This window comes from Bartonella sp. PS7NMGDW (assembly GCF_042193585.1).
Lineage (GTDB): Bacteria > Pseudomonadota > Alphaproteobacteria > Rhizobiales > Rhizobiaceae > Bartonella > Bartonella grahamii.
In genome coordinates this window covers 116,134-140,643 of record NZ_JBHILX010000001.1, presented here as the reverse complement: position 1 = coordinate 140,643, position 24,510 = coordinate 116,134, and the positions used below count along the sequence as shown (strand labels likewise).

At 35.3% G+C, this 24,510-nt stretch carries 22 protein-coding genes; 9 read left to right on the top strand and 13 right to left on the bottom strand.

Annotated features, from left to right (window positions below; all coding sequences use genetic code 11):
- Positions 1 to 237: 237 nt before the first annotated feature.
- Complete coding sequence (locus ACFIKJ_RS00605; protein WP_375625502.1) at positions 238 to 1,473, bottom strand: argininosuccinate synthase; 1,236 nt, start codon at positions 1,471 to 1,473, stop codon at positions 238 to 240.
- Between the two features lie 170 nt (positions 1,474 to 1,643).
- Here ACFIKJ_RS00605 and ACFIKJ_RS00600 point away from each other — a divergent pair, with 170 nt between their 5' ends.
- Positions 1,644 to 2,285, top strand: coding sequence for a LysE family translocator (locus ACFIKJ_RS00600; RefSeq protein ID WP_375626147.1), 642 nt, complete (start codon positions 1,644 to 1,646; stop codon positions 2,283 to 2,285).
- A gap of 503 nt (positions 2,286 to 2,788) precedes the next feature.
- On the opposite strand, the gene rlmN is transcribed toward ACFIKJ_RS00600, so the two are convergent.
- The 6 genes from rlmN to lptC form a co-directional block, all read right to left on the bottom strand.
- A complete protein-coding gene (gene rlmN / locus ACFIKJ_RS00595) occupies positions 2,789 to 4,015 on the bottom strand; it encodes a 23S rRNA (adenine(2503)-C(2))-methyltransferase RlmN (RefSeq protein ID WP_375626145.1) in 1,227 nt (408 codons plus the stop codon).
- A gap of 42 nt (positions 4,016 to 4,057) precedes the next feature.
- Positions 4,058 to 4,561, bottom strand: a complete 504-nt coding sequence (locus ACFIKJ_RS00590) for an invasion associated locus B family protein (RefSeq protein WP_375625556.1) — start codon at positions 4,559 to 4,561, stop codon at positions 4,058 to 4,060.
- Between the two features lie 1,700 nt (positions 4,562 to 6,261).
- On the bottom strand, positions 6,262 to 6,726 hold the full coding sequence (gene ptsN, locus ACFIKJ_RS00585) for a PTS IIA-like nitrogen regulatory protein PtsN (protein WP_012754449.1): 465 nt from the start codon (positions 6,724 to 6,726) through the stop codon (positions 6,262 to 6,264).
- 909 nt (positions 6,727 to 7,635) lie between these two features.
- Positions 7,636 to 8,430, bottom strand: a complete 795-nt coding sequence (gene lptB, locus ACFIKJ_RS00580) for an LPS export ABC transporter ATP-binding protein (RefSeq protein WP_375626142.1) — start codon at positions 8,428 to 8,430, stop codon at positions 7,636 to 7,638.
- A 6-nt stretch (positions 8,431 to 8,436) separates the two neighbouring features.
- Positions 8,437 to 9,036: an LptA/OstA family protein gene (locus ACFIKJ_RS00575; RefSeq protein ID WP_375626140.1), complete on the bottom strand. Its 600-nt coding sequence runs from the start codon at positions 9,034 to 9,036 to the stop codon at positions 8,437 to 8,439.
- Positions 9,037 to 9,112: 76 nt separating this feature from the next.
- Complete coding sequence (gene lptC, locus ACFIKJ_RS00570) at positions 9,113 to 9,757, bottom strand: LPS export ABC transporter periplasmic protein LptC (protein ID WP_375626138.1); 645 nt, start codon at positions 9,755 to 9,757, stop codon at positions 9,113 to 9,115.
- Positions 9,758 to 9,941: 184 nt separating this feature from the next.
- Between lptC and ihfB the strand changes: the two genes are divergently transcribed.
- The 7 genes from ihfB (at position 9,942) to ACFIKJ_RS00535 (ending at position 15,854) form a co-directional block, all read left to right on the top strand.
- Entirely contained in the window at positions 9,942 to 10,220 is a 279-nt protein-coding gene (gene ihfB, locus ACFIKJ_RS00565) for an integration host factor subunit beta (RefSeq protein WP_012754445.1), read from the top strand.
- A gap of 7 nt (positions 10,221 to 10,227) precedes the next feature.
- On the top strand, positions 10,228 to 10,524 hold the full coding sequence (locus ACFIKJ_RS00560; RefSeq protein WP_375626136.1) for a LapA family protein: 297 nt from the start codon (positions 10,228 to 10,230) through the stop codon (positions 10,522 to 10,524).
- A gap of 175 nt (positions 10,525 to 10,699) precedes the next feature.
- Complete coding sequence (locus tag ACFIKJ_RS00555) at positions 10,700 to 11,635, top strand: class I SAM-dependent methyltransferase (RefSeq protein WP_375625509.1); 936 nt, start codon at positions 10,700 to 10,702, stop codon at positions 11,633 to 11,635.
- Between the two features lie 2 nt (positions 11,636 to 11,637).
- The gene (locus ACFIKJ_RS00550) at positions 11,638 to 12,492 is read left to right on the top strand and encodes a TrmH family RNA methyltransferase (RefSeq protein WP_375625510.1); all 855 of its coding nucleotides are present in this window, start codon (positions 11,638 to 11,640) and stop codon (positions 12,490 to 12,492) included.
- Positions 12,482 to 12,985 carry a signal peptidase II gene (gene lspA / locus ACFIKJ_RS00545; RefSeq protein WP_375626131.1) on the top strand — a complete coding sequence of 168 codons (504 nt, stop codon included), beginning with the start codon at positions 12,482 to 12,484 and terminating at the stop codon, positions 12,983 to 12,985. The genes ACFIKJ_RS00550 and lspA overlap by 11 nt, the downstream gene beginning before the upstream one ends.
- 1,119 nt (positions 12,986 to 14,104) lie before the next feature.
- Positions 14,105 to 14,878 carry a Bax inhibitor-1/YccA family protein gene (locus ACFIKJ_RS00540; protein ID WP_375626129.1) on the top strand — a complete coding sequence of 258 codons (774 nt, stop codon included), beginning with the start codon at positions 14,105 to 14,107 and terminating at the stop codon, positions 14,876 to 14,878.
- A gap of 112 nt (positions 14,879 to 14,990) precedes the next feature.
- Complete coding sequence (locus tag ACFIKJ_RS00535) at positions 14,991 to 15,854, top strand: endonuclease/exonuclease/phosphatase family protein (RefSeq protein ID WP_375625513.1); 864 nt, start codon at positions 14,991 to 14,993, stop codon at positions 15,852 to 15,854.
- Positions 15,855 to 15,859: 5 nt separating this feature from the next.
- Here the strand turns inward: ACFIKJ_RS00535 and polA are convergent, their stop codons facing one another.
- The 6 genes from polA to ACFIKJ_RS00505 all read right to left on the bottom strand — a co-directional run bounded on the left by polA (position 15,860) and on the right by ACFIKJ_RS00505 (position 22,679).
- Positions 15,860 to 18,769 carry a DNA polymerase I gene (polA, locus tag ACFIKJ_RS00530; protein WP_375648192.1) on the bottom strand — a complete coding sequence of 970 codons (2,910 nt, stop codon included), beginning with the start codon at positions 18,767 to 18,769 and terminating at the stop codon, positions 15,860 to 15,862.
- Between the two features lie 321 nt (positions 18,770 to 19,090).
- Positions 19,091 to 19,795 (bottom strand): DNA polymerase III subunit epsilon, encoded by a 705-nt coding sequence (gene dnaQ / locus ACFIKJ_RS00525; protein WP_375625515.1) that lies wholly within the window; start codon positions 19,793 to 19,795, stop codon positions 19,091 to 19,093.
- A 4-nt stretch (positions 19,796 to 19,799) separates the two neighbouring features.
- Positions 19,800 to 20,384 (bottom strand): dephospho-CoA kinase, encoded by a 585-nt coding sequence (gene coaE, locus ACFIKJ_RS00520; protein WP_375625516.1) that lies wholly within the window; start codon positions 20,382 to 20,384, stop codon positions 19,800 to 19,802.
- Complete coding sequence (locus ACFIKJ_RS00515) at positions 20,381 to 21,253, bottom strand: shikimate dehydrogenase (RefSeq protein WP_375670140.1); 873 nt, start codon at positions 21,251 to 21,253, stop codon at positions 20,381 to 20,383. The genes coaE and ACFIKJ_RS00515 overlap by 4 nt, the downstream gene beginning before the upstream one ends.
- Positions 21,246 to 21,842 carry a Maf family nucleotide pyrophosphatase gene (locus ACFIKJ_RS00510; RefSeq protein WP_273787544.1) on the bottom strand — a complete coding sequence of 199 codons (597 nt, stop codon included), beginning with the start codon at positions 21,840 to 21,842 and terminating at the stop codon, positions 21,246 to 21,248. Before ACFIKJ_RS00510 ends, ACFIKJ_RS00515 begins: the two co-directional genes overlap by 8 nt.
- A 12-nt stretch (positions 21,843 to 21,854) precedes the next feature.
- A complete protein-coding gene (locus tag ACFIKJ_RS00505; RefSeq protein WP_375626120.1) occupies positions 21,855 to 22,679 on the bottom strand; it encodes a pyruvate, water dikinase regulatory protein in 825 nt (274 codons plus the stop codon).
- Positions 22,680 to 23,226: 547 nt separating this feature from the next.
- Here ACFIKJ_RS00505 and rho point away from each other — a divergent pair.
- Positions 23,227 to 24,492, top strand: coding sequence for a transcription termination factor Rho (gene rho, locus ACFIKJ_RS00500; protein ID WP_375625520.1), 1,266 nt, complete (start codon positions 23,227 to 23,229; stop codon positions 24,490 to 24,492).
- Positions 24,493 to 24,510: the final 18 nt, after the last annotated feature.

The following is a 24,510-nucleotide window of genomic DNA, read 5'->3' as shown; positions in this document are numbered from 1 at the left end:
TATTTTGTTCTGATAAAAATCAAAAACATTCAATATTATAAAGCAAAATTGACTTGTTTTGATTATCGAAGCCTTCATTGCTATTATTATCATGGGTTTTGCTTATTATATTTATTAGCGCAAAAGATAAGCTTCTAATATTGAACGAAAGAACGGTAAAAACCAACAGAAAAAATGCTTCAACTAGGCATTCCATACAAAAGCACTAATCCACATTACACTTGTCACCGTAATTTTCTATTTCTTTTCTTTATCGCCTTGATGACGCATTGCTAATGTACGCAAACGTAAAGCATTTAATTTAATAAAACCAGTTGCATCTCTTTGATCATAAGTACCTTGATCATCCTCGAAAGTTACCAACTCACTCGAATAAAGTGATTTTTTACTTTGGCGCCCTTCAACAATCACGTTTCCTTTATAGAGTTTTAACGTGACTTCACCTTCAACATGTTCTTGAGATAAATCAATAGCTGCCTGCAGCATCTTACGTTCCGGCGAAAACCAAAATCCATAATAAATGAGTTCTGCATAACGTGGCATCAATTCATCTTTCAAATGAGCTGCACCACGATCTAGCGTTAAAGATTCTATAGCTCTGTGAGCCGTTAAAAGAATGGTCCCCCCTGGGGTTTCATAAATACCCCGCGACTTCATACCCACAAAGCGATTTTCCACCAAATCTAACCGACCAATACCATTATCGCGCCCATAATGATTTAATTCTGCAAGTAAAGTTGCAGGAGATAAATTTTTTCCATTGATTGAAACAGCATCACCTTTTTTAAAGCCAAGAGTGATTCTTGTTGCTTGATCTGGAGCATCTTCTACCGAAAGAGTACGCATATGGACATATTCAGGAGCAGGAAGTGCTGGATCTTCTAAAATCTTTCCTTCTGATGAAGAATGCAATAAATTTGCATCCACTGAAAAAGGTGCTTCGCCTTGCTTATCCTTTTCTACAGGAATTTGATGTGTACGAGCAAATTCAAACAGATCTGTCCGACTCTTAAAATCCCAATCACGCCATGGAGCAATAATCTTTATATCAGGGTTAAGAGCATAAGCGGAAAGCTCAAAGCGCACCTGATCATTGCCTTTGCCCGTTGCCCCATGAGCAATTGCATCTGCTCCCGTTTCCTTAGCAATTTCAATAAGGCGTTTTGAAATAAGTGGGCGTGCAATTGATGTTCCTAAAAGGTAAGTCCCCTCATAAACGGTATTGGCTCGAAACATCGGAAAAACAAAATCACGCACAAATTCTTCACGCAAATCTTCAATATAGATTTCTTTAACACCTAACATTTCAGCTTTACGACGAGCAAATTCTAGCTCTTCCCCCTGCCCCAAATCCGCTGTAAAAGTTACAACTTCAACGCCTAGCGTACTTTGCAACCATTTGAGAATAATTGACGTATCCAATCCCCCCGAATAAGCCAAAACAACTTTTCTAATATTTTGCCACTTCTTCATTTCAAAGTTCTATATGAGCTGCTCTTTTATTTCTACCTAGAAATCAAAACAATGCAACAAGTATAAAAATAAATTCTCTTTAAGCAACATTAAAAAGACGCAAAAAAGGTAAATAAAAACGCTTTAGAGTGTAAATAATGAATACTGCTTAAAAATAAAAGGAGATTTACGTGTCATTTCTACCGGAGTGGTCTATTGTTGTACAATTTGCTTTAGCATCGTTGATTTTAGCACTTATTCCAGGACCTGATATGATGCTTTCTGTAGGACGAACCATTACACAAAGCAAAAAAGCTGGAATTATGTGCGCCTTGGGTAGTGCAACAGGGTTTGCCATTCAAGTTACCGCTGTAGCACTTGGCTTATCAGCGCTTATTTTTGCTGCACCACACACTTTTATTCTTCTAAAAATTGTTGGCGCCTTTTACCTTTTATGGTTTTCCTTTCAAGCGTTACGGAGAAATCCGACATTTTCCTTTGAACAGACATCTTCTAAATCTCAAAGCGCTAAACGTAACTATCTTGCTGGTATTGGAATCAATCTTTTAAATCCTAAAGTTATACTCTTTAACGCCACATTTTTACCACAATTTATCAATGCGGATGATCCTATGGCAACACAAAAGCTACTCTTTTTAGGACTCTCTTATATTCCTATTTCTTTTCCCATTACAATTTCTATCGTTTTTACAGCGCATAAATTTACCAAAATTCTCAATAAAAATCCTCTTTATATTCGCTTTCTCGACTGGCTTATTGCTGGTACTTTTACTATCTTTGCCCTCCATCTCCTTATAGTTACAAAACATTGATTTATAAATGTAATTTATCGTTTTTAATTTAAATGAGAACAAAAATATTGTAGGATTCTCTCATTTTAAACCTGTTTATTTTGAATCAAACAATATCTTTCCCTTGTACGTTATAAGCGAATCGGGAGTTTTCGTGTGTAAAGCGAAATCTTTTTAAAGAACGTAATAAACAAAAGAGTGAGGCAATATACAATCTCCACTTTTTAAAAGATATTACCGTAGATGCTTTTAAAAGTCATAAAATAGAATTAAAAGGTATGGTAATAATATGGAAATTAGTTAAGACCCTTAAGACTTCATATTGCCTCTAAATGAGGTTTCCTCCTCATTTTAGAGATTACGCAAACAGACTACTATATACAATATTTTCCCCCATTGAGCATATAAAAGCTGAAACTGTTCGTCTAGCACTTATCCATCTTAATCTTTGTCTCACACATGCTATTATATGCTGATTTACTGAAAAAAAGCATAGGCTTTAATATCGCAGAAAGTTGTATTAACTAATGACCAATGGCATTTTCAAGTCGCAAACGTTCAGATTTCCGTAAACGCTCTGAAGCTGATTTAAGTTGTCCACATGCCGCTAAAATATCGCGTCCACGCGGTATCCGAATAGGAGAAGCATAGCCCGCTTGATTAACAACATCAGCAAAACGCTCGATTTGCTCCCAATCAGAACACTGATAATTGCTCCCTGGCCACGGATTAAAAGGGATTAAATTGATCTTAGCAGGAATCCCTTTCAATAACTTAATCAATCCCTTAGCATCATCTAAACTATCATTGATATCTTTCAGCATAACATATTCAAAAGTGATTCGTTTTGCATTGGAAAGACCAGGATAATTACGGCAAGCCTCCATTAATAAAGCAAGCGGATATTTTTTATTAATGGGAACAAGCATATCCCTTAATGTATCGTGTACTGCGTGGAGTGAAATCGCCAACATAACACCAATTTCTTCTCCGGTTCGGATAATTCCAGGAACAACCCCACTGGTTGAAAGCGTAATCCGACGTTTTGATAAAGAAAGCCCGTCACCATCAGAAGCAATCAATAAAGCTTTTTTAACAGCTTCAAAATTATAAAGAGGTTCTCCCATCCCCATCATAACAATATTGGTAATTTTGCGACCTTCAATGGGAACTATTGCCCCATCAGGGTTATTTTTATCAGGAAAATCACCCAAACAATCACGTGCAACCAATAATTGTGCCAAAATTTCTTCCGCAGTCAGATTGCGAACAAGCATCTGCGTTCCCGTATGGCAAAAAGAGCAAGTTAACGTACACCCTACTTGCGATGAAAGACATAAAGTACCACGTCCTTCTTCAGGGATATAAACCGTTTCAATTTCAACAGGCCTTCCAGCTCCACGTGCAGGAAAACGTAAGAGCCATTTACGCGTACCATCTTTTGATATTTGTTCTCCAACAATTTCTGGGCGCGCAATGGAGAAATGACACTTAAGTGTTTCTTGCATTGCTTTAGAAATATTCAGCATCTCATCAAAATTTGAAACGCCACGCACATAAAGCCAATGCCAAAGCTGACGCACACGCATACGCGTTTGATGCTCTGGTACACCAACTGTCTTTAAAGCCTGCACCATCTCATTTTGCGACAAACCAATTAAAGAGAGCTTAGAACTCTCCTTCACGATCACATTATCTGTTTCTCGCGCAAAACATGAACCAACTGGTCTAAGGTCATAGGAAATGGCCATTGCTTTCCAATTCACATCACTATTTTAGAAATTATCAAAACCTTAATGGCACTTTTGAGCTGCATTTAATGCAGCAGTGATCCCTTTTAAGGAATAAGTATAAGTGGTATGCGTTCCTCGTTTTGATATCGCTTTCACTGTCATATTGCTTCCTGCACGCATAGCAGAAACAAGCTGCTTTTCTAGCTCTGATGAAGCCAACCAAGCTGAGGAATCTTTCGTGAAAAAATCAAAGTCCTTACCTCCAATGGTCACTGTCACTCTCGACCCTTCTTGAAGGGTATAACCAGCCATAAACTGCGGTTCAAACGAAATAGGTGAATGAGAACGCTTGGTAACCAAGAAAAAATTATCACCATGATTAACTGTCGTTGGAAGAGCCTTCAAAGGTACCGATAACACATAGCAAATCGTATTTTTGGGCGATTTATAAGAATAGGCTCCCCACGCTTCAAATTGATTTAAACGGCTTGGCGTTTGTGCACATGCCACGCCCGCTGTAACAAGAACCATTACAGATGCAGCAATAACAGTCTTTTCAAACATCTTCATTTAGCTCACTTCTTTAGTCTCTAACAAGATTCTCTTCATTGGAAAAATTCAACAAAAACTCCTCGATATTCATGTGTTATTGTCTTAATTCCTTCAATAAGCGAAATATTTTCACACTAACCAGAATAGATTTCTACGTTTCATTGTGACCTTTTAATCGTTACCAAAACATAAACTTCTTATTCAATAATCACATTAAAAAATAACATCTTCATTTTACGCTACTCATTTCGTTTTTGTATAAAAAAAGATTTCTTTAAGCTATAGAACTTCAAAACGAGATGAAAATATACCATCACTCTGTTAAGAAATAAACCATACTCTTTATGTCACAAGCAATCTGATGCAAAATTTTGAAAATACACACCGTACTCCCCGCAAAAAAGCTTAATCGCCTTACGGATATCACTCCTCGACTTTATGCATTCAATACATTTATGTTCGCAAAATACTCCATCTTTCACCCATTATAGTGCATTCATACTTCGTATTCAATATCGTCCCGATAACACTTTTTCTCAATCTTCAAAATATCTTGTAAAAATAATAAAATATTATCAAGATATTAATAATAAAACATAAAGAATTCAGATTCTATCTCAATAATCACATACCACTTTGTTTCTTTTGATCTTATTTCCCTATATATTTTATCTCCAATTATTAATTTCTAAAATGATTTTAGTAGCTTATAATAGCTTAATCATATTATTTTAATATGTTAGACGACATTTTCCTTTCTGTTATAAAAAACTTCCTAAGAATTCTTTTGAAAAGTTTCCTTCTCTTATTTCTAAGTAATTTATCAACAAAAATATAAAACCTTTTCTACAGCAATTCTAACCTTATCATTTTTTAACAACATTTTAATCAATTAAAGTGGATCTTAATAAATCTTCCCATGCACAAAGCTGTTTCACCCAACCTAAAGCTATAACTTTCATTTTTACCCCTTTCTTGTACAGTTTTTATCCACACGCTAATTCCGTTTACAACATGCAAGAAAATGGTTTTGATTGATTCAACATAAGCAGGTTTGAAGTGAGAGAATCTTACAGTATTCGCATCTCTCATCCAACATGCAAAATAGTTAATTATATTTATAAATCAATATCTTGCTATACTGAGCATACACTCTTATTTTTTCTTGAGCATTAAAATATTATCCCTAAACACTCAAACTCAACTTACGAAAAATTCGATGCATAAATAAACTTTTCTGTTGATTTCTTTCCCGCTTTCAAAGGACGAAGATTCTTAATCCAATCTGGACTGAAAAAGTTTGGATTCTTGTCGAGCAGTCTACTCTTGTCTTCCTACTCATGTGATTCACTTAACTAAAGGCTCTACAGACAAGTCCTGCTTAAGAATATTTACCACGCACTCTAAAAGCACTTAATATATTAAGAAGACTTAAAGGATTTATCTCTCCACACCTCAAATGATGGCTTTTTACAGTATAACAGGATAAAAGAATCCATGAAGCATAATGTTTAGATGCTTTAATATACAAGAACAAGAAAAAACAAGTACTTCGTTTTGTTACTTGCTCTTTAAAAAGAAAGTTCGCTTAGAAACGATTTCTCATAAATTGCATGACATAACCTTTTGCTATCAGTCTTTTAAGATAAAAATTATATTATTTTCTACGTTCCGTGGTGTATACCTTGCAACTTATGCACTCATAATATCTTCTAAGCTGCATTTGATTCTGAAGTTTGAATCAGTAAAGCATAAAGCGCATTAGCATTATGCGTATTGCGCAACTTTTGCACAACATCAGTGTGACGCAAAACACGTGCGATCTGTGATAAAGCTTTTAAGTGATCCGCACCAGCATTTTCAGGTGCTAAAAGGAGAAAAACGAGATCTATAGGTTCGTCATCGAGAGCTTCAAAATCAACAGGACTTTCAAGACGTGCAAATATACCAATGATCCGATTAATATCAGGTAATTTTCCATGAGGAATTGCAATACCTCCGCCCAAACCCGTTGAACCAAGCTTCTCGCGCTGTAAAACAACATCAAAAATCACATGCTCACTAAGACCTGTTAGCTTGGAAGCTTTTTCGGCTAAAATTTGCAGAACCTGTTTTTTCGAATTAGCCTTAAGAGCCGGAATGATCGCTTCCGGTGCTATTAACTCACTCAAATTCATACTTTAATTTTCCTCTTACACGCTAAAATGCTCATCAATAAACCTATAAACAGTATAGATACTTAATGTTCTTTCACTTTTCGCAACATCGCATGTGTTTTTACTTTTCAATTTATAATGGATGATGGCTCAATACATCTCATATCACTTCTATCACAACAATAAATAGTATTCGGATCATCATTAACGGCATGAGAAACCAAAGAAATGAAGTTGTTCATAAAGTTAATTTCCTTACGACTCTAGAAAAGGTCATTATTCATAAATTTATTAAACTTGTCATAAGAGTTGATGTATAATTCGCCATCAGAGTTTTTCTTTCTTTAAAAATGAGCCCTTAAATTAAGATGAAAAGCATACTGAGCAAAATGGACCTTTACTTTGAAAATTATTGTATAGCTTGAACATCGCCTTATAACAAGAATATAAAGGTTTTTAGAGATTTAATGATTAGTTTAAAAGATTTATAGATTTATCCTGATATCTGTAGCCCAGCTCCTATTTTCAAATAGGCCATATAAACCAATAAAATACGACAACTCCTATTGAATAACCGCAATATATAACCGGTGCTCCCATCAAAATACCTAAAACAGCATCATCGATATATTATTTGATTCGACAGAAAAAAATATGATAAATATCTTTTACCTTTCAATAATGCACGCATTTATTAAGAGCTTCGTTTATCACTCATTATCAAGTTAATCTAGTGATATCTTTCTATAATACAATCATGAGCAAGCTAAACTTATAAAACAACAAATTAACCTCTAATGATGAAGCCTTTTTCACCGCTCAATAACAACATTAAGGTTATAGTCATAAAAGAAGTTTTGGCATAAATAAGGAGATTTTCAGTAATAATGTTTGGTTAAATTTAAATGGAAACTCGTGAAAGCTGTAAAATCAAAGAGAAAATTGATTTCCCAAATAAATTCTGCGTACATCAACGTTGTTGATAATATCATTAGGACAACCATGAACTAACACCCGCCCTGTATGAATAATATAAGCGCGATCGACAAGCCCTAATGTCTCACGCACATTATGATCCGTTATTAAAACACCAATACCACGCCTAGTTAAATGACGAATAAGTTGTTGAATATCGAAAATAGCGATAGGATCAATTCCTGCAAATGGTTCATCAAGTAACATAAAATGGGGACGAGAAGCTAAAGCGCGCGCAATTTCAAGTCGCCGACGTTCGCCTCCAGATAACGAAAGTGCAGACATTTTACGCAAATGATCAATTTTAAATTCATGTAAAAGGCTATCTAATTCTTCACGTTGTTTAAGGCGATCTTTTTCAACGACCTCTAAAACAGCTTTAATGTTATTTTCTACTGAAAGACCACGAAAAATCGAAGCCTCCTGTGGAAGATATCCAATACCTAAACGTGCACGTCGATACATCGGAAGATGTGTAATATCAAATCCATCAATTTTAATGGATCCTCCATCAGATTTTATGAGCCCCATAACCATATAAAAACAAGTTGTTTTACCTGCCCCATTAGGACCTAAAATGCCAACGGCTTCTCCCGTACGAATGCCAAAAGAAACACCATTAACAGTTCGTCTTCCTCGATAAATTTTAATCAAGTTACTGGCAATCAAGGTCCCTTTTAAGGGATTTTTTGAAGCTTCACTTTCAAGATTATACCTATCGGTCTGTCTTTTTCTTTTGATTCCAAACATGAAATCTTAATGGCCATTCTTTTGATTTTGTTTTAAAATAATAGAAACACGACCTTTTTTCTTAGGCGTCTCACAACCTTCTAAAAAAGCCTTTCCGCTTTCCATATTTGCCGTTAGTTTGCACCCCGTGGCCACATTGTCACCATCAGTTAACACAACATGACTCCCTGTCAAACTCATTATTTTTGACTTTCCATCAAAAACGCCTTTATCACCCGTAGCAATTTGCGTAGCAATTTTTATATAAACTTTTCCTAAAGCTTCCATTTTTTGTATACTCGACGAACCAAATAAAGAAACAGATGATGCCTTTGTATCTTCCTTGTTTTTATCAATTTCTTTATGTGCTTTATCGTAGTAAACAACTAATTTTGCCGTTCTTAAAAGACGTTCACCTTGCACCACTGAAACATCACCTTTAAAAAGCGCTATCCCTTCTTTATCACGTATTTCCAAAGAATCTGCATGAAGTTCTACCGGTTCTTTGTCGCTTGATAAACTTATTCCAAAATGAGCCACTTCAGCATATCCTAAAATTGCTCCTCCTCCTAACATTCCCATGCTAAAAGCTAACGTCACACCTATCCATCTTTTGTACGATTTCATTATTTCAATTCTTCTGTTTGTATATACACATACTTCTCTTTATAAATATCCTTTGAAGATTCAAATTGATATTACGTCATTGCTTTTGAAGCACTAAATGCACACCACCATGGAAATACATGTTTTTTCCTTTTTCTCGAATTTGTAATGCATTTGCGGCAAGATGCAAACCGGCTTGCTGAATATTAACACGTTGGTCTGTTTTTAACTGTCCCTCGGATAAATTAATACTCGCTGACATAAATTGTGCCATCATCCCATCATTCGTCGTAATGGTGAATGGCTTGTCCAACTGTAAAAAACCATTAATATTATCGTAAACCCCCCCTTGTGCTGCAAGAAAAACCTGTCTTTGTTGACCCATAAATGCTTTAGCTGTAATGTTTTGTAATCCAATCATTCCAGAGTGTGTATGGTCTTGAAATGCCTTTTCTGCTTTAAGCCAATAAGGTTCATGAGCACGCGTATACCCTTCTAACTTTGGATTGAGCATCGTCAAATTCACCACGCCACTTTCTTCATTATTCAAAGGCATAGAATCAGAAGTAACGGGAACCAAGAAAAACGTAAACCAACAAAAAACCAGCGCTGAAATCAACGCTAAGAGAGGTAAAAAAAATTTTAATATGCTAACGCGACGCGAATGACGGGATGCTTTTTTAAAAACATCTCCGAAAGATGATTGCGTCGAAAAGGCTTCATAATGATTGTGTACGGACATACTCTCCTAATCTCTTAAATACTCCGCATTTTTAATCTGTATAACCTTTATAGAAGGTATTTTCAAATTTTGTTTCTTGCAATTTGTTTTTTCTTCGTTTTATTTTGCTTTTATCCGTTTATATATTGTAATATGTATGAAGTGCACAATTACAAAAAAATTTTTGTGTGAAAGTGAGGCTATTGTGGTAAAATCAGAGCTTGTGCAAATTATCGCTCGTCATAACCCGCATCTTTTTCAACGGGATGTGGAGAATATTGTAAACGCTATTTTTGAGGAAATTTCAACAGCACTTGCAAATGGCAATCGTGTTGAACTTCGTGGATTTGGAGCTTTTTCTGTAAAAAGCCGTTCAGCCCGTAATGGACGTAATCCACGAACAGGTGAAGCTGTTTCTGTTGAAGAAAAGTGGATTCCTTTTTTTAAAACTGGCAAGGATTTACGCGACCGTCTTAATCAGTGAGAAACTTATGATAATTAAACGTATTCTTCTAACAAGTATCGGTGTGATTCTTGCAGCTTTTTTGATTGTTTTTATCGTTGCTAATCGTCAAATGGTTCCGTTAACCCTTGATCCTTTTCGAGCAGATTCTGAAAGTTTTACTTATCATGCTCCCCTCTTTATATGGCTCTTTATTTTCTTTGGTTTTGGTATTTTATTAGGGAATCTGATCAGTTGGTTTTCCTATCACAAATACAAAAAAGCTCTCAAAAAAAGTAACGCCGAGATAGAGAAATTGAAAACGTCTATCACAAATCTGGTGTAATGGTATTTTAATTAAATCTTTTCTCTTCTCTCTGTATTTTATATTCAGTACAGAGTTAAAGGTGCTCTTTTCTTTTTTATACATATTTTAATTGGCTTTAGCTCTTTTGCACTTTTACGAAACACTTAAGAACTTTATAATATATTTTCATACCTCATATACCGTGATACAAAACATGCCCGCACAATGCTTTCAATCCTCCTCCCATAACAATAGATATCCGCAGGAAAAGTTGCCCCTTATTTTAGAAACAGGTGTAAGTGAAAACTATGCTCTCATTGATTCTGGTCATGGACAAAAATTAGAACGTTATGGAGCTTACCGCATTATTCGACCAGAAGGTCAAGCACTATGGAAACCCGCTTTACCACAAAAACAATGGGCTGATGTTGATGCTATTTTCACAGGAAACCGTGATGAAGAAGGGGTTGGTCGTTGGCATTTTCCTAAAAAGCCACTTGATGAAACATGGACTCTTTCTTGGAATGGATTGCCTTTTCTAGGCCGTTTTACTTCCTTTCGTCATGTGGGGGTTTTTCCTGAACAAGATGCCCATTGGCGCTCTATGGAAAAACAAATTGTTAAAGCCGAACGTCCTATAAAATTGTTGAATCTTTTTGGCTATACAGGTATTGCCTCTTTGATTGGGGCACGAGCGGGTGCGAATGTTACCCATGTTGATGCTTCTAAAAAAGCCATTGCGTGGGCAAAAGCTAATCAAGAAAAAGCAGGATTACCAGATCATTCTATTCGCTGGATTTGCGATGATGCTATGAAATTTGTCGAGCGTGAACTGCGTCGTAAGAAAAGCTATGATATGATTCTTCTTGATCCCCCTGCTTATGGGCGTGGACCCCATGGTGAAATTTGGCAACTGTTTGATCATTTACCCGCTATGATCACAAATTGTCGTAAACTTCTCTCTGATAAACCGCTCTCTGTTGTCCTTACAGCTTATTCTATTCGTGCTTCCTTCTTTGCACTTCATGCTTTAATGCGTGATGCATTTGTAAATCTTGGTGGTACGGTCGAATCAGGAGAACTCATTTTGCGTGAAGAAGTTGCAGGACGTGCTCTTTCTACTTCTCTTTTTAGCCGTTGGATTGCTTGAATATGTGTAGACCCAAAACTGGTAGAGTGAAAGAAATTACCTCTCTTAGCAACCCCATCATAAAAGATCTTAAAGCACTTAGCCAAAAGAAAAACCGTAATAGAGAAGGTCTTTTCATGGCAGAAGGATTGAAATTGGTCATTGATGCTCTCAATCTCGGCTGGACAATACAGACGCTTATTTTTTCTAAAAGTAAAATCGGTAATGCTGCTATCGAAAATACTGCCGCACATGCTGTAGCCAACGGTGGTTTTGTTATTAAAGCCTCACAAAAGGTTATGGAATCACTTACCCGACGCGATAATCCACAAACAGTTATTGGTATTTTCAAGCAAAAATGGCACTCTCTTGAAATGATAAAAGGACAGATTAAAGATGTTTACATCGCGCTTGATCGTGTACGTGATCCTGGAAATCTTGGTACCATTATTCGAACTGCTGATGCTGTAGGTGCTAAAGGTGTTATTTTAATTGGCGAAACAACAGACCCTTTCTCGCCTGAAACGGTCCGTGCAACCATGGGATCTATTTTCTCTGTGCCACTTTATCGTCTTGATGAAAGCGCCTTTTTAAACTGGTCTGCTCACTTTAAAGGTATGATCGTTGGAACACATCTCAAAGGATCTCTGGATTATCGCACACTTGATTTCAAAAATGGCCCTATTATCCTTTTAATGGGGAATGAAAAACAGGGATTATCAGATCTTCTTACAAATCGGTGTGATAAACTTGCGCGTATTCCACAAAGCGGACGCGCAGACTCGCTTAATCTAGCTGTAGCAACAGCTGTTATGCTTTATGAAATCCGTCGCCCCTATTTAATACTGGAACCATGTGAGGAAAAATATGACGCCTAAATCACTCCCTTTTCTTCTCTTGGGTTTGGCTTTTACAGTACTACTTGATCAAGCTGTCAAATACTGGGTTATGCACAATATGCCTTTAGGAACAGAAATTTCGCTTATTCCTTTTCTTTCCCTTTATCATGTGCGTAATTCTGGCATTGCATTTTCGTTTTTTTCTTCCTTTTCTCACTGGGTAATCATCGCCATCACAATCATTGTGATTATCTTCCTTCTATGGCTATGGAAAAATACTGAATATAATAAGTCTTTAATGCGCTTTGGCCTTATCCTTATTATTGGGGGAGCAATTGGCAATCTCATTGATCGTATTCGCTTTCATCATGTCACTGATTATATACTCTTTCATATTGATGATATTTTTTATTTTGCTATTTTCAACCTTGCAGATAGTTTTATCACTCTCGGTGTTATTGCCATCCTTATTGAAGAATTGCGCGCTTGGATGAAAGCAAAAAATCATTCTAACAATACATCTTCTCATTGATATGCTCATTGTCTTAGAAAACAGAGATCATTGACCATCATAAGCCTGATTATAAATTGATTTTTCTTGGATAATTCTTGCAGCTAATTGTTTTTCGTGTTTCTTTTCATAAGATTATAAAATCTTATTTTTCAACTTTACACTTCTACACTTGGTCAATGCAAAAGAAATGAACTCAAATAGAAATCAATATTTTTTATCCATATGTCCTCTATCAAATTCAGAGAGAAAATATTTTACAGCATTTAAAGTTCTATTATTTGCTTAGAACATTTGCTTTTCATATGTTTTTAGTTTTTACAGGTATTGTTTTTTACAGAGCCCTTCTTAAGCGCTTCGTTAAAAAACTCTCCTTTTTTGGTTTATATATTGTTTAATAAAAAACATTTTTTCAACTATCTTCAATGGTGTCTTCTTAAATCAACCTATTGATTATAAATATAAATTACCGTTTTTCATATTGAATAAAAGCCCTTAATAGCCTAAATCTCTTTTATTTGAAATCTGTTCATGCTGAATTTATTAAAACCATGTCTCTTGCAAGACACAAGCAAGTCAATAATCTTGATTTATGTAATATAAACAGATTTGCAACCAGAGAATCTTACGATATTCGGAATATTATCTAGCATACAAAAAGACAGTTTATCATTATATCTCAATATGTTATATAAATCCAATTCAATAGCTCTTCTAACCGTGCAAAACAGGTGCAATATTGAAGATTGAAAAATAGCGTTATGATAGTTGCCGCTCTTCTCATAAACGCAAAAATAGTGGATATTTTATAAAGGATTGTATTACATAGTTTCTGTGAATAATAAAAATTTTTGAGTGTAGTCTTTATTATCTTGTAAAAATATGGCGAAAAATGGAAACATTTTTTATTAAAATGAACCATTTCCTTACCAATTTGTAAGGTTCCTTGCTTATATAAATCTCTTGTAATTTTTAAATAAATCGCCATAATAAGAGTAGGTATACTGGAATTCTGTCAGTGATTCTTAAGGGTTTTTTGTATTTGCCAAATTAAAGCTTATGCCAAGCTTATCTGTATAATGACAGAGATACTTTTAAAGCCCTGTACCTGACGGAACATATGCTAAAGGATTTTATATTATGGCTAATTTTAAAGATTTACGTTCGGCACCTGCTTCTCATGCCGATGCATCAATTGATCAGGGATTACGCGACTATATGTTGGGTGTCTACAATACAATGGCCATTGGTTTGCTTATTACAGCTGCTGCCGCTTATGCAATTGTATCATTAGCAACGACAACGGATATGGGCCAAGCAGCAGCTCAGATCAATAGCAGTGTTTATCTAACATCATTTGGAGTAACATTTTATACATCGCCATTCTCTTACATTGTTATGTTTGCACCACTCATAGCAGTTTTATTCCTCAGTTTTAAAATTAATACATTGAGTACAAACGCTGCTCGTAGCCTCTTTTTTGGTTATGCTGCTCTGGTTGGTCTTTCACTGTCTTCAATCGTTTTGCGCTATACGACAGAAAGTGTTGTGCAAACCTTTGTCATTTCCGCCGCAACTTTTGGAGCTCTTTCACTTTATGGATACACAACAAAGCGTGATCTCACAGCAATCGGTTCATTCCTATTCATCGGATTGATCGGCTTGTTTCTTTCCATGATTGTGAACATTTTTCTTGGATCAAGCGCTTTGCAATTTGCTATCTCTGTAATTGGTGTTTTTATCTTTGCTGGTTTGACAGCCTACGATACCCAAAGCATTAAGTTGATGTATTATGAAGGAGATGAAAGCGACACCAGAGGACGTAAAGTTATTATGGGCGCGTTGAATCTTTATCTTGATTTCATCAATATGTTTGTCTTCTTGCTACAATTTCTTGGCTCAAACCGTGATTGATTGCAAAAATCATAACTTAATTAAAGAACCTTGTTTCTAAAAGAGACAAGGTTCTTTTGTTTTTAGTGTAAGTCTTTACCCTTTGTTTCTTAGGGACTATTCTTTTCGCAAAATGACAAAAATACCCTATAAGCAAAAATTTCCTTGGTTTACCGGTTTTATCCAACAAAAACTCCATAGCTCCTTTTTAAATGCAATTCACAGCCGTTCTCATCATCAATCAAACATCATCAATAAAAATAGTAATTATGATCTGACCGTTGCTTCCTATAATGTGCATAAATGTGTAGGTGTTGATAAAATTTTTAATCCTACAAGAATTGTCCGTGTTATTACTGAATTACAAGTTGATATCCTTGCTCTTCAAGAAGCAGATAGACGTTTTGGAGAACGCATCGGTTTGATTAATCTTCAGCTATTAAAAGCTGAAACCGGTTTGATTCCTGTACCTCTTAATACTATGTCACCTCATGGACATGGTTGGCATGGGAATGCTCTCTTTTTGCGAAAGGGATATGTACGTGATACTTTACAAGTCACTCTTCCTGGTATTGAACCACGTGGGGCTGTAATTGTAGAGTTGGAAATGGCAGCAGGCCCTATTCGTATTATTGCGGCTCATTTTGGCTTATTACGTTACTCTCGTAAACAACAAACAAAAATGCTCCTTGAAATTTTCCAAAAACGCTCCCTTATGCCTACACTCCTCATAGGAGATTTTAATGAATGGCGGATGGGAAAAGGCTCATCTTTAAATCATTTTTTCCCCTATTTTGATAGCACTTTTGAAGTTGTACCAAGTTTTCCCTCTCGCTTTCCTTTTTTAGCCCTTGATAGAGTTTTTTCTTTTCCACACCAATTGGTAACAAGTATTGAAAATCATCATTCACCGCTTGCACGCATTGCTTCAGATCATTTGCCTATCAAAGCCTATCTTAATCTTTCCAACGCAATCAACATTCTTAAAAATAAATAAAAAAATTAATGTGCTTCATCCCAATTTTGAGCCGTCATGACTTTTACTTCAAGCGGTACAGATAAAGATAAAACCGGCATTGTAGCATTTTCCATAACATTTTTAACAACAGCCATGGTTCTTTTACTTTCTTCTTCTGTTACTTCAAAAATCAGTTCATCATGCACTTGCAGCAACATTTTTGCTGATAGTTTTTCTTCTTTTAAAGCATCTTCCATATGTATCATAGCGCGGCGAATAATATCAGCTGCAGAACCTTGAATTGGAGCATTGATAGCTGCTCGCTCATTAAGAGAACGAATTTTTACATTCTTTGCTTTTATTTCTGGATAATGGATACGACGTCCAAAAATTGTTTCTACATAACCATTTTCACGTGCAAAGATTTTGGTCTTCTCCATATAATCTTTAATTCCTGGAAATCTTTCAAAATACAGTTGAATATAACGACCCGCTTCTTGGCGTGAAATTCCCAATTGATTGGCTAATCCAAAAGCTGAAATACCATAAATAATACCAAAATTAATCGCTTTTGCACGCCGTCGTATATCTGAATGCATTCCTTCTATCGCAACGCCAAACATTTGTGATGCCGTTATAGCGTGAATATCATGCCCTTTAGCAAAAGCTTCTTTTAATGCTTTTATATCCGCAATATGTGCAAGAATGCGCAATTCAATCTGACTATAATCAGCAGAAAGTAACACATGTCCTTTGGGAGCAATAAAAGCTGTTCGAATTTTACGCCCTTCAGCAGTCCGCACTGGAATATTTTGCAAATTTGGCTCTGATGATGATAACCGCCCTGTTGATGTTATTGCCAAAGAATAATTCGTGTGAACTCGCCCTGTTTTTGAAAAAATATAAGAAGGCAAGGCATCTGTATAGGTAGATTTTAGCTTTGCAAGTTGACGCCACTCAATAATTTTACGCGGCAAAACATGACCTTCAGCAGCCAACTCTTCTAAGGTCTGTGCAGAAGTTGACCATTGTCCACCCTTAGTTTTAGCGCCTCCAGGTAATCCCATTTTGCCAAAAAGGATATCCCCTAATTGCTTTGGCGAAGAAAGATTAAACTTTTCATCAGCTTGTTTGTAAATTTCCTCTTCTAAAATCAAAGCAGCTTGTGCCAATTCTCCTGAAAGACGCAATAAAATCTGCCGATCAATAAGAATCCCACGTTCTTCCATTTTTGCAAGAACTTCTACAAGGGGTCGATCAAGACGCTCATAAATTTTTGTCATTCCACGAGCAACAAGTTGCGGTTTTAATACTTGCCAAAGGCGTAGCGTTATATCAGCATGTTCCGCCGCATAAAGGGTTGCTTGTTTTAAATCTACTTGTGCAAAAGAAGTAATTTTTTTTCCGTTATGCGTTAAATCTTTATAGGAAATTGGTTTATGCTCAAGCCAACGTTCAGATAAATCATCCATATTATGGGTTAATGTTCCAGCATCAAAAGCATATGATAAAAGCATGGTATCATCAAAAGAGCTTATCATAATGTCGTATTGCTTCATCACCAACCAATCATATTTTATATTCTGGCCAATTTTTAACACCGATGAATCTTCTAATATCGGTTTTAAAAGTGCTAAAGCTTTTCGGGTCTCAATCTGCGAGGCAATGCGCCCGCCCCTCAAAAGGTCCTCTTCTCCTTCATCAAAATGTTCAAGAGGTATATAAGCTGCTTTTTCTGGCTGTAATGCGAGTGAAAAACCAACAAGCTTTGCTTGCATCGGATCAAGAGATGTTGTTTCAGTATTAAAAGCGAAAAAACCCTGCTCTTGTGTTTGTGATAACCAATCTTTTAAAATTTCCTCATCAAGAATTGTTGTATAAGCATCTCTTGTAATTTTTTGAGTCAGCGCTTGATCTTTACGTTTTTGTGCAAAAACTTGTGGAGAATTTTCAGAAAAATTATGAAGAGATGCGCGCTCAGTATTATTGATATCAGAATCATGCCTGTGGCTCAGTTTTTCCCATTCAACATCTATATCAAGGGCATCAATAACAGCTGCATCGCATGACGTTGCCTCTGCCACGCGACGCGTTAATGTTGAAAATTCCATCGCTTTCAAAAAAGCAATTAAACGTGGACCATCTTGTGGCTCCAAAACAAAATCATCTAAATCATTATCTATAGGAACATCTGTTTTAAGCCTAACAAGTTCACGAGAAATTTTAACTTGTTCTCTATAAGCTTGAATGTTTTCGCGTCGTTTTGTTTGTTTAATTTCTGTTACGTTTTGCAATAAAAGATCAAGAGAATCAAACTGATCTAACAACTGAGCTGCAGTTTTGGGACCAATACCTGGAATACCTGGTACATTATCTGTTGAATCTCCAATTAATGCTTGTAAATCAATCATTTTTTCAGGCGCAACACCCCATTTTTCTACAACTTCTGAGATACCTATATGTTTGTCTTTCATTCCATCATACAAAGATACATGCGTATTTACGAGTTGCATAAGATCCTTATCAGAAGAAATAATGGTTGTTTTTGCCCCAACCTTTGTTGCCAATTTTGCATAGGTAGCAATCAAATCATCCGCTTCAAAGCCTTCCTTTTCAATACAAGGCAAATTAAAAGCCTTCGTTGCTTGGCGTATTAGCGCAAATTGAGGAATTAGATCTTCAGGAGGTTCAGCGCGATTCGCTTTATATTCAGGATAAATTTGTTTCCGAAAAGTATCAGATGAATAATCAAAAATAACAGCAAAATGTGTTGGAACAATACCAGTAGCTGTATTACGAGCATCACAAAGTAATTTCCATAACATATTGCAAAAACCAGCTACTGCTCCTACAGGAAGTCCATCCTTTTTACGTTTTAAAGGCGGCAAAGCATAATAAGCACGAAAAACATAGCCTGATCCGTCAACCAAAAAAAGATGATCTGTTGCTTTCATGACAATTCTATTTCTCCATTTCAGCTAAAAAACAAATTACCTGTATATATTTTTTTTCACTTTTATTTTTATTTTTTCATTTTGCCTCTAAAAAGCCATTTTTTCTTTTCATAACACATGAAGTCGTTGCACTTTATATTAAGTACCTAGAGCTTTTCTTTGCTGTTACAGGATTAATAGCTTTCATTTTGCTCCTCCTATGATAGCTGAGGTACGATGTAGCGACAGGGTCGTTGTGGTGTTCCCCTCCCCACAACGACCATTTTTTTGACATCCATATTCTTTAATTTAAATAGTGATTTTTTTAGAGAAAAAATGATGTTATTCATGAATTTTAAAGTTATTCCACAGAGCTTTTTCACCTATCTTGTTGATAAAATCAGCGTGCAACCTTTTTTCTTGCGGACTCAATCTTGAAGGTAAAGCCTGTGGGCGAATTTTAACTGCATAAGATGTATCTTTATCATTCTGGATATGTTCAAGTCCCCTTCTGTTATCAAAACCCAATACACCTTGCTTTCCACCGATCAGTTCAATATAAACATCGGCTAAAATCTCTGCATCAAGCAAAGCACCATGAAGAACACGATGGCTGTTATCAATTCCAAAACGTTTGCATAAAATATCAAGAGAATTAGGACCCATAGGGAATTTACGCCGTGCCATAGCCAATGTATCAAGAATATTATCAACACTGATAAGCGGTTTGTTGACGCGTTTTAATTCTGCGTTAATAAAACCAATATCAAAACTCGCATTATGCGCAATCATTGTCGCACCTTTGATAAATTCCAGAAATTCATCAACAATATCACTAAAACTTTTCTCGTTTTTTAGGCGTTCATTGGTTAATCCGTGAATTGCTACAACTTCATCAGGAATAATAACGCCTTCAGGGTTTAAATAAACATGAAATTGTCGCCCCGTAAGATAACGATCAACCATTTCTACACAACCAATTTCGATTATGCGATCTTTTTCTTTATCTAAACCTGTTGTTTCTGTATCAAAAATAATTTCCCGCATGACTTCAATTCTTTAGTTTTTTTATCACATCAAAAACCTGTTGACGTGTATTCTCTAAATCTTTCCCTGTATAAATAATAAAATCAGCACGTTCTCGTTTTTTTTCATCCGGCATTTGTCGAGCATTGATAAAGGCAAATTTTTTCTCATTCATACCTTGGCGAATCATTACACGTTCTTTTTGTATTTCTGGTGGAGCAGAAACAACAATAACGCTATCCACACGACTTTCACCATTTTTTTCAAACAGAAGTGGAATATCAAGAATAACTAATTTTTTCCCTTGTTTACGCGCTATATCAATAAATTCCCTTTCTTTTTCTTGCACCAAAGGATGAATTATTTTTTCTAATGTTTGTAATTTTTCCTTATCATCAATCAAAATTTCAGAGAGTTTCAAACGGTTAACTTCACCTTTTTCAACAACACCAGGAAAAATACTCTCTATGAATGACAAAACTGGCTCACTTTTATAAAGCCGTTGTACTGCTTCATCAGCACTAAAAACAGATATACCCGCTTGCTTGAAAAAATCAGCAACTGTTGATTTTCCCATAGCAATTGATCCCGTTAATCCTATGATCTTCATTCTTTCTTTTCACTCATATCCTCTAAAATAGCTGTCCGTAATGTTTTTGTTACCTGTGGTCTTATTCCAAACCACTGTTCAAACCCTATAACAGCCTGATGTAGAAGCATCCCAAGTCCATCAACCGTCTTGAGATCACAAGCTTTTGCCTGTTGTAAAAAAGGAGTTATTAATGGTGTATAAATAATATCTGTTACTAACGCCGTTTTTTTTGCTTTATGAAAATCACAAAAAAAAGAATCACTTTTTTCTTCTGGATTTTTTATGCCAATAGAGGTTGTATTAACAATCAAATCAGCTTGATGAAGTATTTCATGGATTTTATGCCAATCGTAAACTTTAATGTATTTTCCAAAATGCTGAGCTAAATTATCAGCGCGTTGTTTTGTACGGTTAACCAAATAAATCTGTTCAAATCCGCGTTTTTTTAAGGCATATATGATAGCGCGTGCGGCACCACCTGCTCCAAAAACAAGAGCTGTTTCCCCTCCCCAATCAGATGCAAAATCATCAAGATTAGCGCTAAAACCATAGGCATCGCTATTCGTGGCACAAAGCTTATTTCCTTCATACCAAAGTGTATTAACAGCACCAATCATTGTTGCTCTCTCATCTTTATAATCTGCTAAACGAAAAGCTTCCTGTTTGTAAGGCAAAGTAACATTTCCTCCACAAAAGCCTATTTTTTGTAAAGACGCAATAAAATGACTGAATTCTTCAGATGTTACTTCTTGTGCAAGATATTCTCCTTGTAAACCATATTGTTTAAGCCAAAAATTGTGAATTTTAGGCGATTTTGAATGATGAATTGGAGAACCAACAACAAAAGCACGCGGATAATTTATTTTTTTTATTGTTAAGTCAACCATCAATAATTCCTAAATGACGCAGTTTTATGAGTAGAGGCAGCAAAGGTAAACCAACAATGGTAAAAAAATCTCCTTCAATTTTTTCAAAGAGATGAATCCCTTCCCCTTCAATTTGATATACTCCCACGCTGTTTAGAACATCTTTTCCTACGCGTGCTAAATAATGTTCAATAAATTCTGACGAGAGCAAACGGACGGACATATGTGCACTAAAAGCTTCAACCCAAATTTTTTGACCATTTTTAAATAAAGCTACCGCACTATGAAGAGAATGGGTTTTTCCTGATAACTCACATAAACGTTGATGTGCTTCCTTAATATTTGTTGCTTTGTGAAAAACTTTACCTTCCAAATCAAGCACTTGATCACAACCAATAACGAAAGCATCAGGAAAACGATCTGAAACATTTTTTGCTTTTGCACCCGCAAGAAAACAGCTGAGTTCTTTAGGTGTTTTTTCTTTTGCTTTTTTTTCTACTTCTCTTTCATCAAAAGAAGCTCCTTCAATGAAAAAATTTAAACCTGCTTTTTTTAATAATTTTGCACGATAAAAACTAAGAGATGCTAATATTAACGTATCTGCGTTCATGAGAATTTTCTCTCATTTTCCTTCACGAAATCGTGATAAAAGTTCAAATATTGCAGCAGCAGTTTCTTCAATAGAGCGTCTTGTGACATCAATAATAGGCCAACCAAAACGTTCGCAAATGCGTTTTGCATAGATTAATTCTTCAGCTATGTTGATACGATTTGTATAACTATCAAGAGCAAAACCTTCTCCCAAATCTCGATTTTGACGAATATGTGAGATTCTTTCAGCTGAAGCAATTAAACCAATAATTAAAGAATTTTTTGCCTCTAAAAGGGATTCTGGCAAATCAATATTAGGAATAAGAGGAACATTAGCCGTTTTTATTCCGCGATTTGCTAAATAGATACTTGTTGGCGTTTTAGAAGTTCTTGAAATTCCAACAAGGATCACATCTGCTTCGGATAAGCTACTGGAAGACTGTCCATCATCATGCTCTATTGTAAAATCCAGTGCTTCAATACGGCGAAAATAATCTGCATTAAGATCATGTTGTGCGCTCGCACGTAAATGTGTTGGCATTCCAAGGTAAGACTGAAAAGCATTTAAAACAGGATGCAATATATCAATACAGGGAACTTTTATTTTTTTACACTTTTTTTGAAGGAGAAGTTTAAATTCTTCATCAATCATTGTGTAGAGAACAATACCTGGCTCTTGTTGTATTTCATCAAGAGCTTTTTGTAACTGTATTTCATTACGAATCATAGGATAGATATGCTCTGTTACCTGACTCATTGTATACTGCGATGCTACAGCTCTCCCAACAGAGATTAACGTTTCTCCCGTTGCATCAGAAAGCATGTGTAAATGAAAGATTTTTTTTTCTTTTGTCACAGAAATTTTAACTCCTTGTTAAGATATGTGTATATATCCTTACCGTTTTTTATAAAACTAAAATTTAGGAAAAATTCTTCGTTTTTATACACAAATTAAATGCTTGTGATAATTTTATACCTCTTATAAAAAAGAGGGGATAATATCTTTAAGATAGTGTTATTTTTATTCTTTTTTTTAGTCCCTTTTGTGGATAAAATTGGGGATAAATAATAATCCACACTAAACACAGTTATAAATAAGAAGAATCCCTTCTTTAATATAAATTTATTAATATAAATTTCTGTAAAAAATACTTTTGAATAGCATTTAATTAATGCTATAACTCTAACTCATATTTTTGTTATAAAATAAATTAAACACTATTTATATTTTTTCAATTTTTTCATATAATTACTTAATATTACAGGGATAAATTTCATATAAATGGTACTTGCAGATTAAAAAAATTGAGTGTAAAATATTTTTCTTCTTAAGAATATTTCGTTCATAAATTTTCATAAATTATTTAAGATAATCTTCTCCTTAATTACAAAGAGCATATTTCATGCAAAAAATGAAACTACAAGAACTTAAAAGCAAAAATCCCGTTGAACTTGTTTCTTTTGCTGAAACATTAGAAGTTGAGAATGCCTCTCTTATGCGCAAACAAGAATTAATGTTTGCTATCTTGAAAAAACTTGCTCTACAAGATGTAGAAATTATAGGAGAGGGTGTTGTTGAAGTTTTACAAGACGGATTTGGTTTTTTGAGATCTGCTGACGCTAATTATCTTCCTGGTCCCGATGATATTTATCTTTCACCAGCACAAATACAGTCATTTTCTTTAAAAACAGGCGATACCATTGAAGGTCCTATACGTAGTCCAAAAGAGGGAGAACGTTATTTTGCTCTCCTTAAAATTAATACAATTAATTTTGAAAAAACTGAAAAGATTCGTTATAAAATTCACTTTGATAATCTTACTCCTCTTTATTCAAATGAGCGTTTCCAAATGGAAATACAAGATCCTACAGAGAAAGATATGTCATCACGCGTGATTGATTTGATATCTCCATTGGGAAAAGGACAAAGAGGGTTAATTGTTGCTCCTCCTCGGACAGGAAAAACAGTTTTACTTCAAAATATTGCTCATTCTATTACCACTAATCATCCTGAATGTTATCTCATTGTTCTTTTAATTGATGAACGACCAGAAGAAGTTACAGATATGCAGCGTTCAGTAAAAGGAGAAGTGGTTTCTTCTACTTTTGATGAACCTGCAATACGTCACGTACAAGTAGCAGAAATGGTCATTGAAAAAGCCAAACGCCTCGTTGAATATGGACGCGATGTTGTTATTCTTCTTGATTCTATTACACGTCTTGGACGTGCATATAATACAGTTGTTCCTTCTTCGGGGAAAGTTTTAACAGGTGGTGTGGATGCAAATGCTCTCCAGCGTCCAAAACGTTTTTTTGGTGCAGCACGTAATATTGAAGAAGGTGGATCTTTAACCATTATTGCAACGGCTTTGATTGATACAGGAAGTCGTATGGATGAGGTTATTTTTGAAGAATTTAAAGGAACAGGTAATTCTGAAATTGTTCTTGATAGAAAAGTTGCTGATAAGCGTATTTTCCCTGCTATGGATATTTTAAAGTCAGGAACGCGTAAGGAAGAACTTTTGGTAGAACGACAAGATTTACACAAAATTTTTGTTCTTCGTCGTATTTTAGCATCTATGAATGTAACAGATGCAATTGAATTTTTGATTGATAAATTAAAGCAAACAAAAAACAATAGTGAATTTTTTGATTCAATGAATACGTAGAGTCATTAAAGTTTTTAT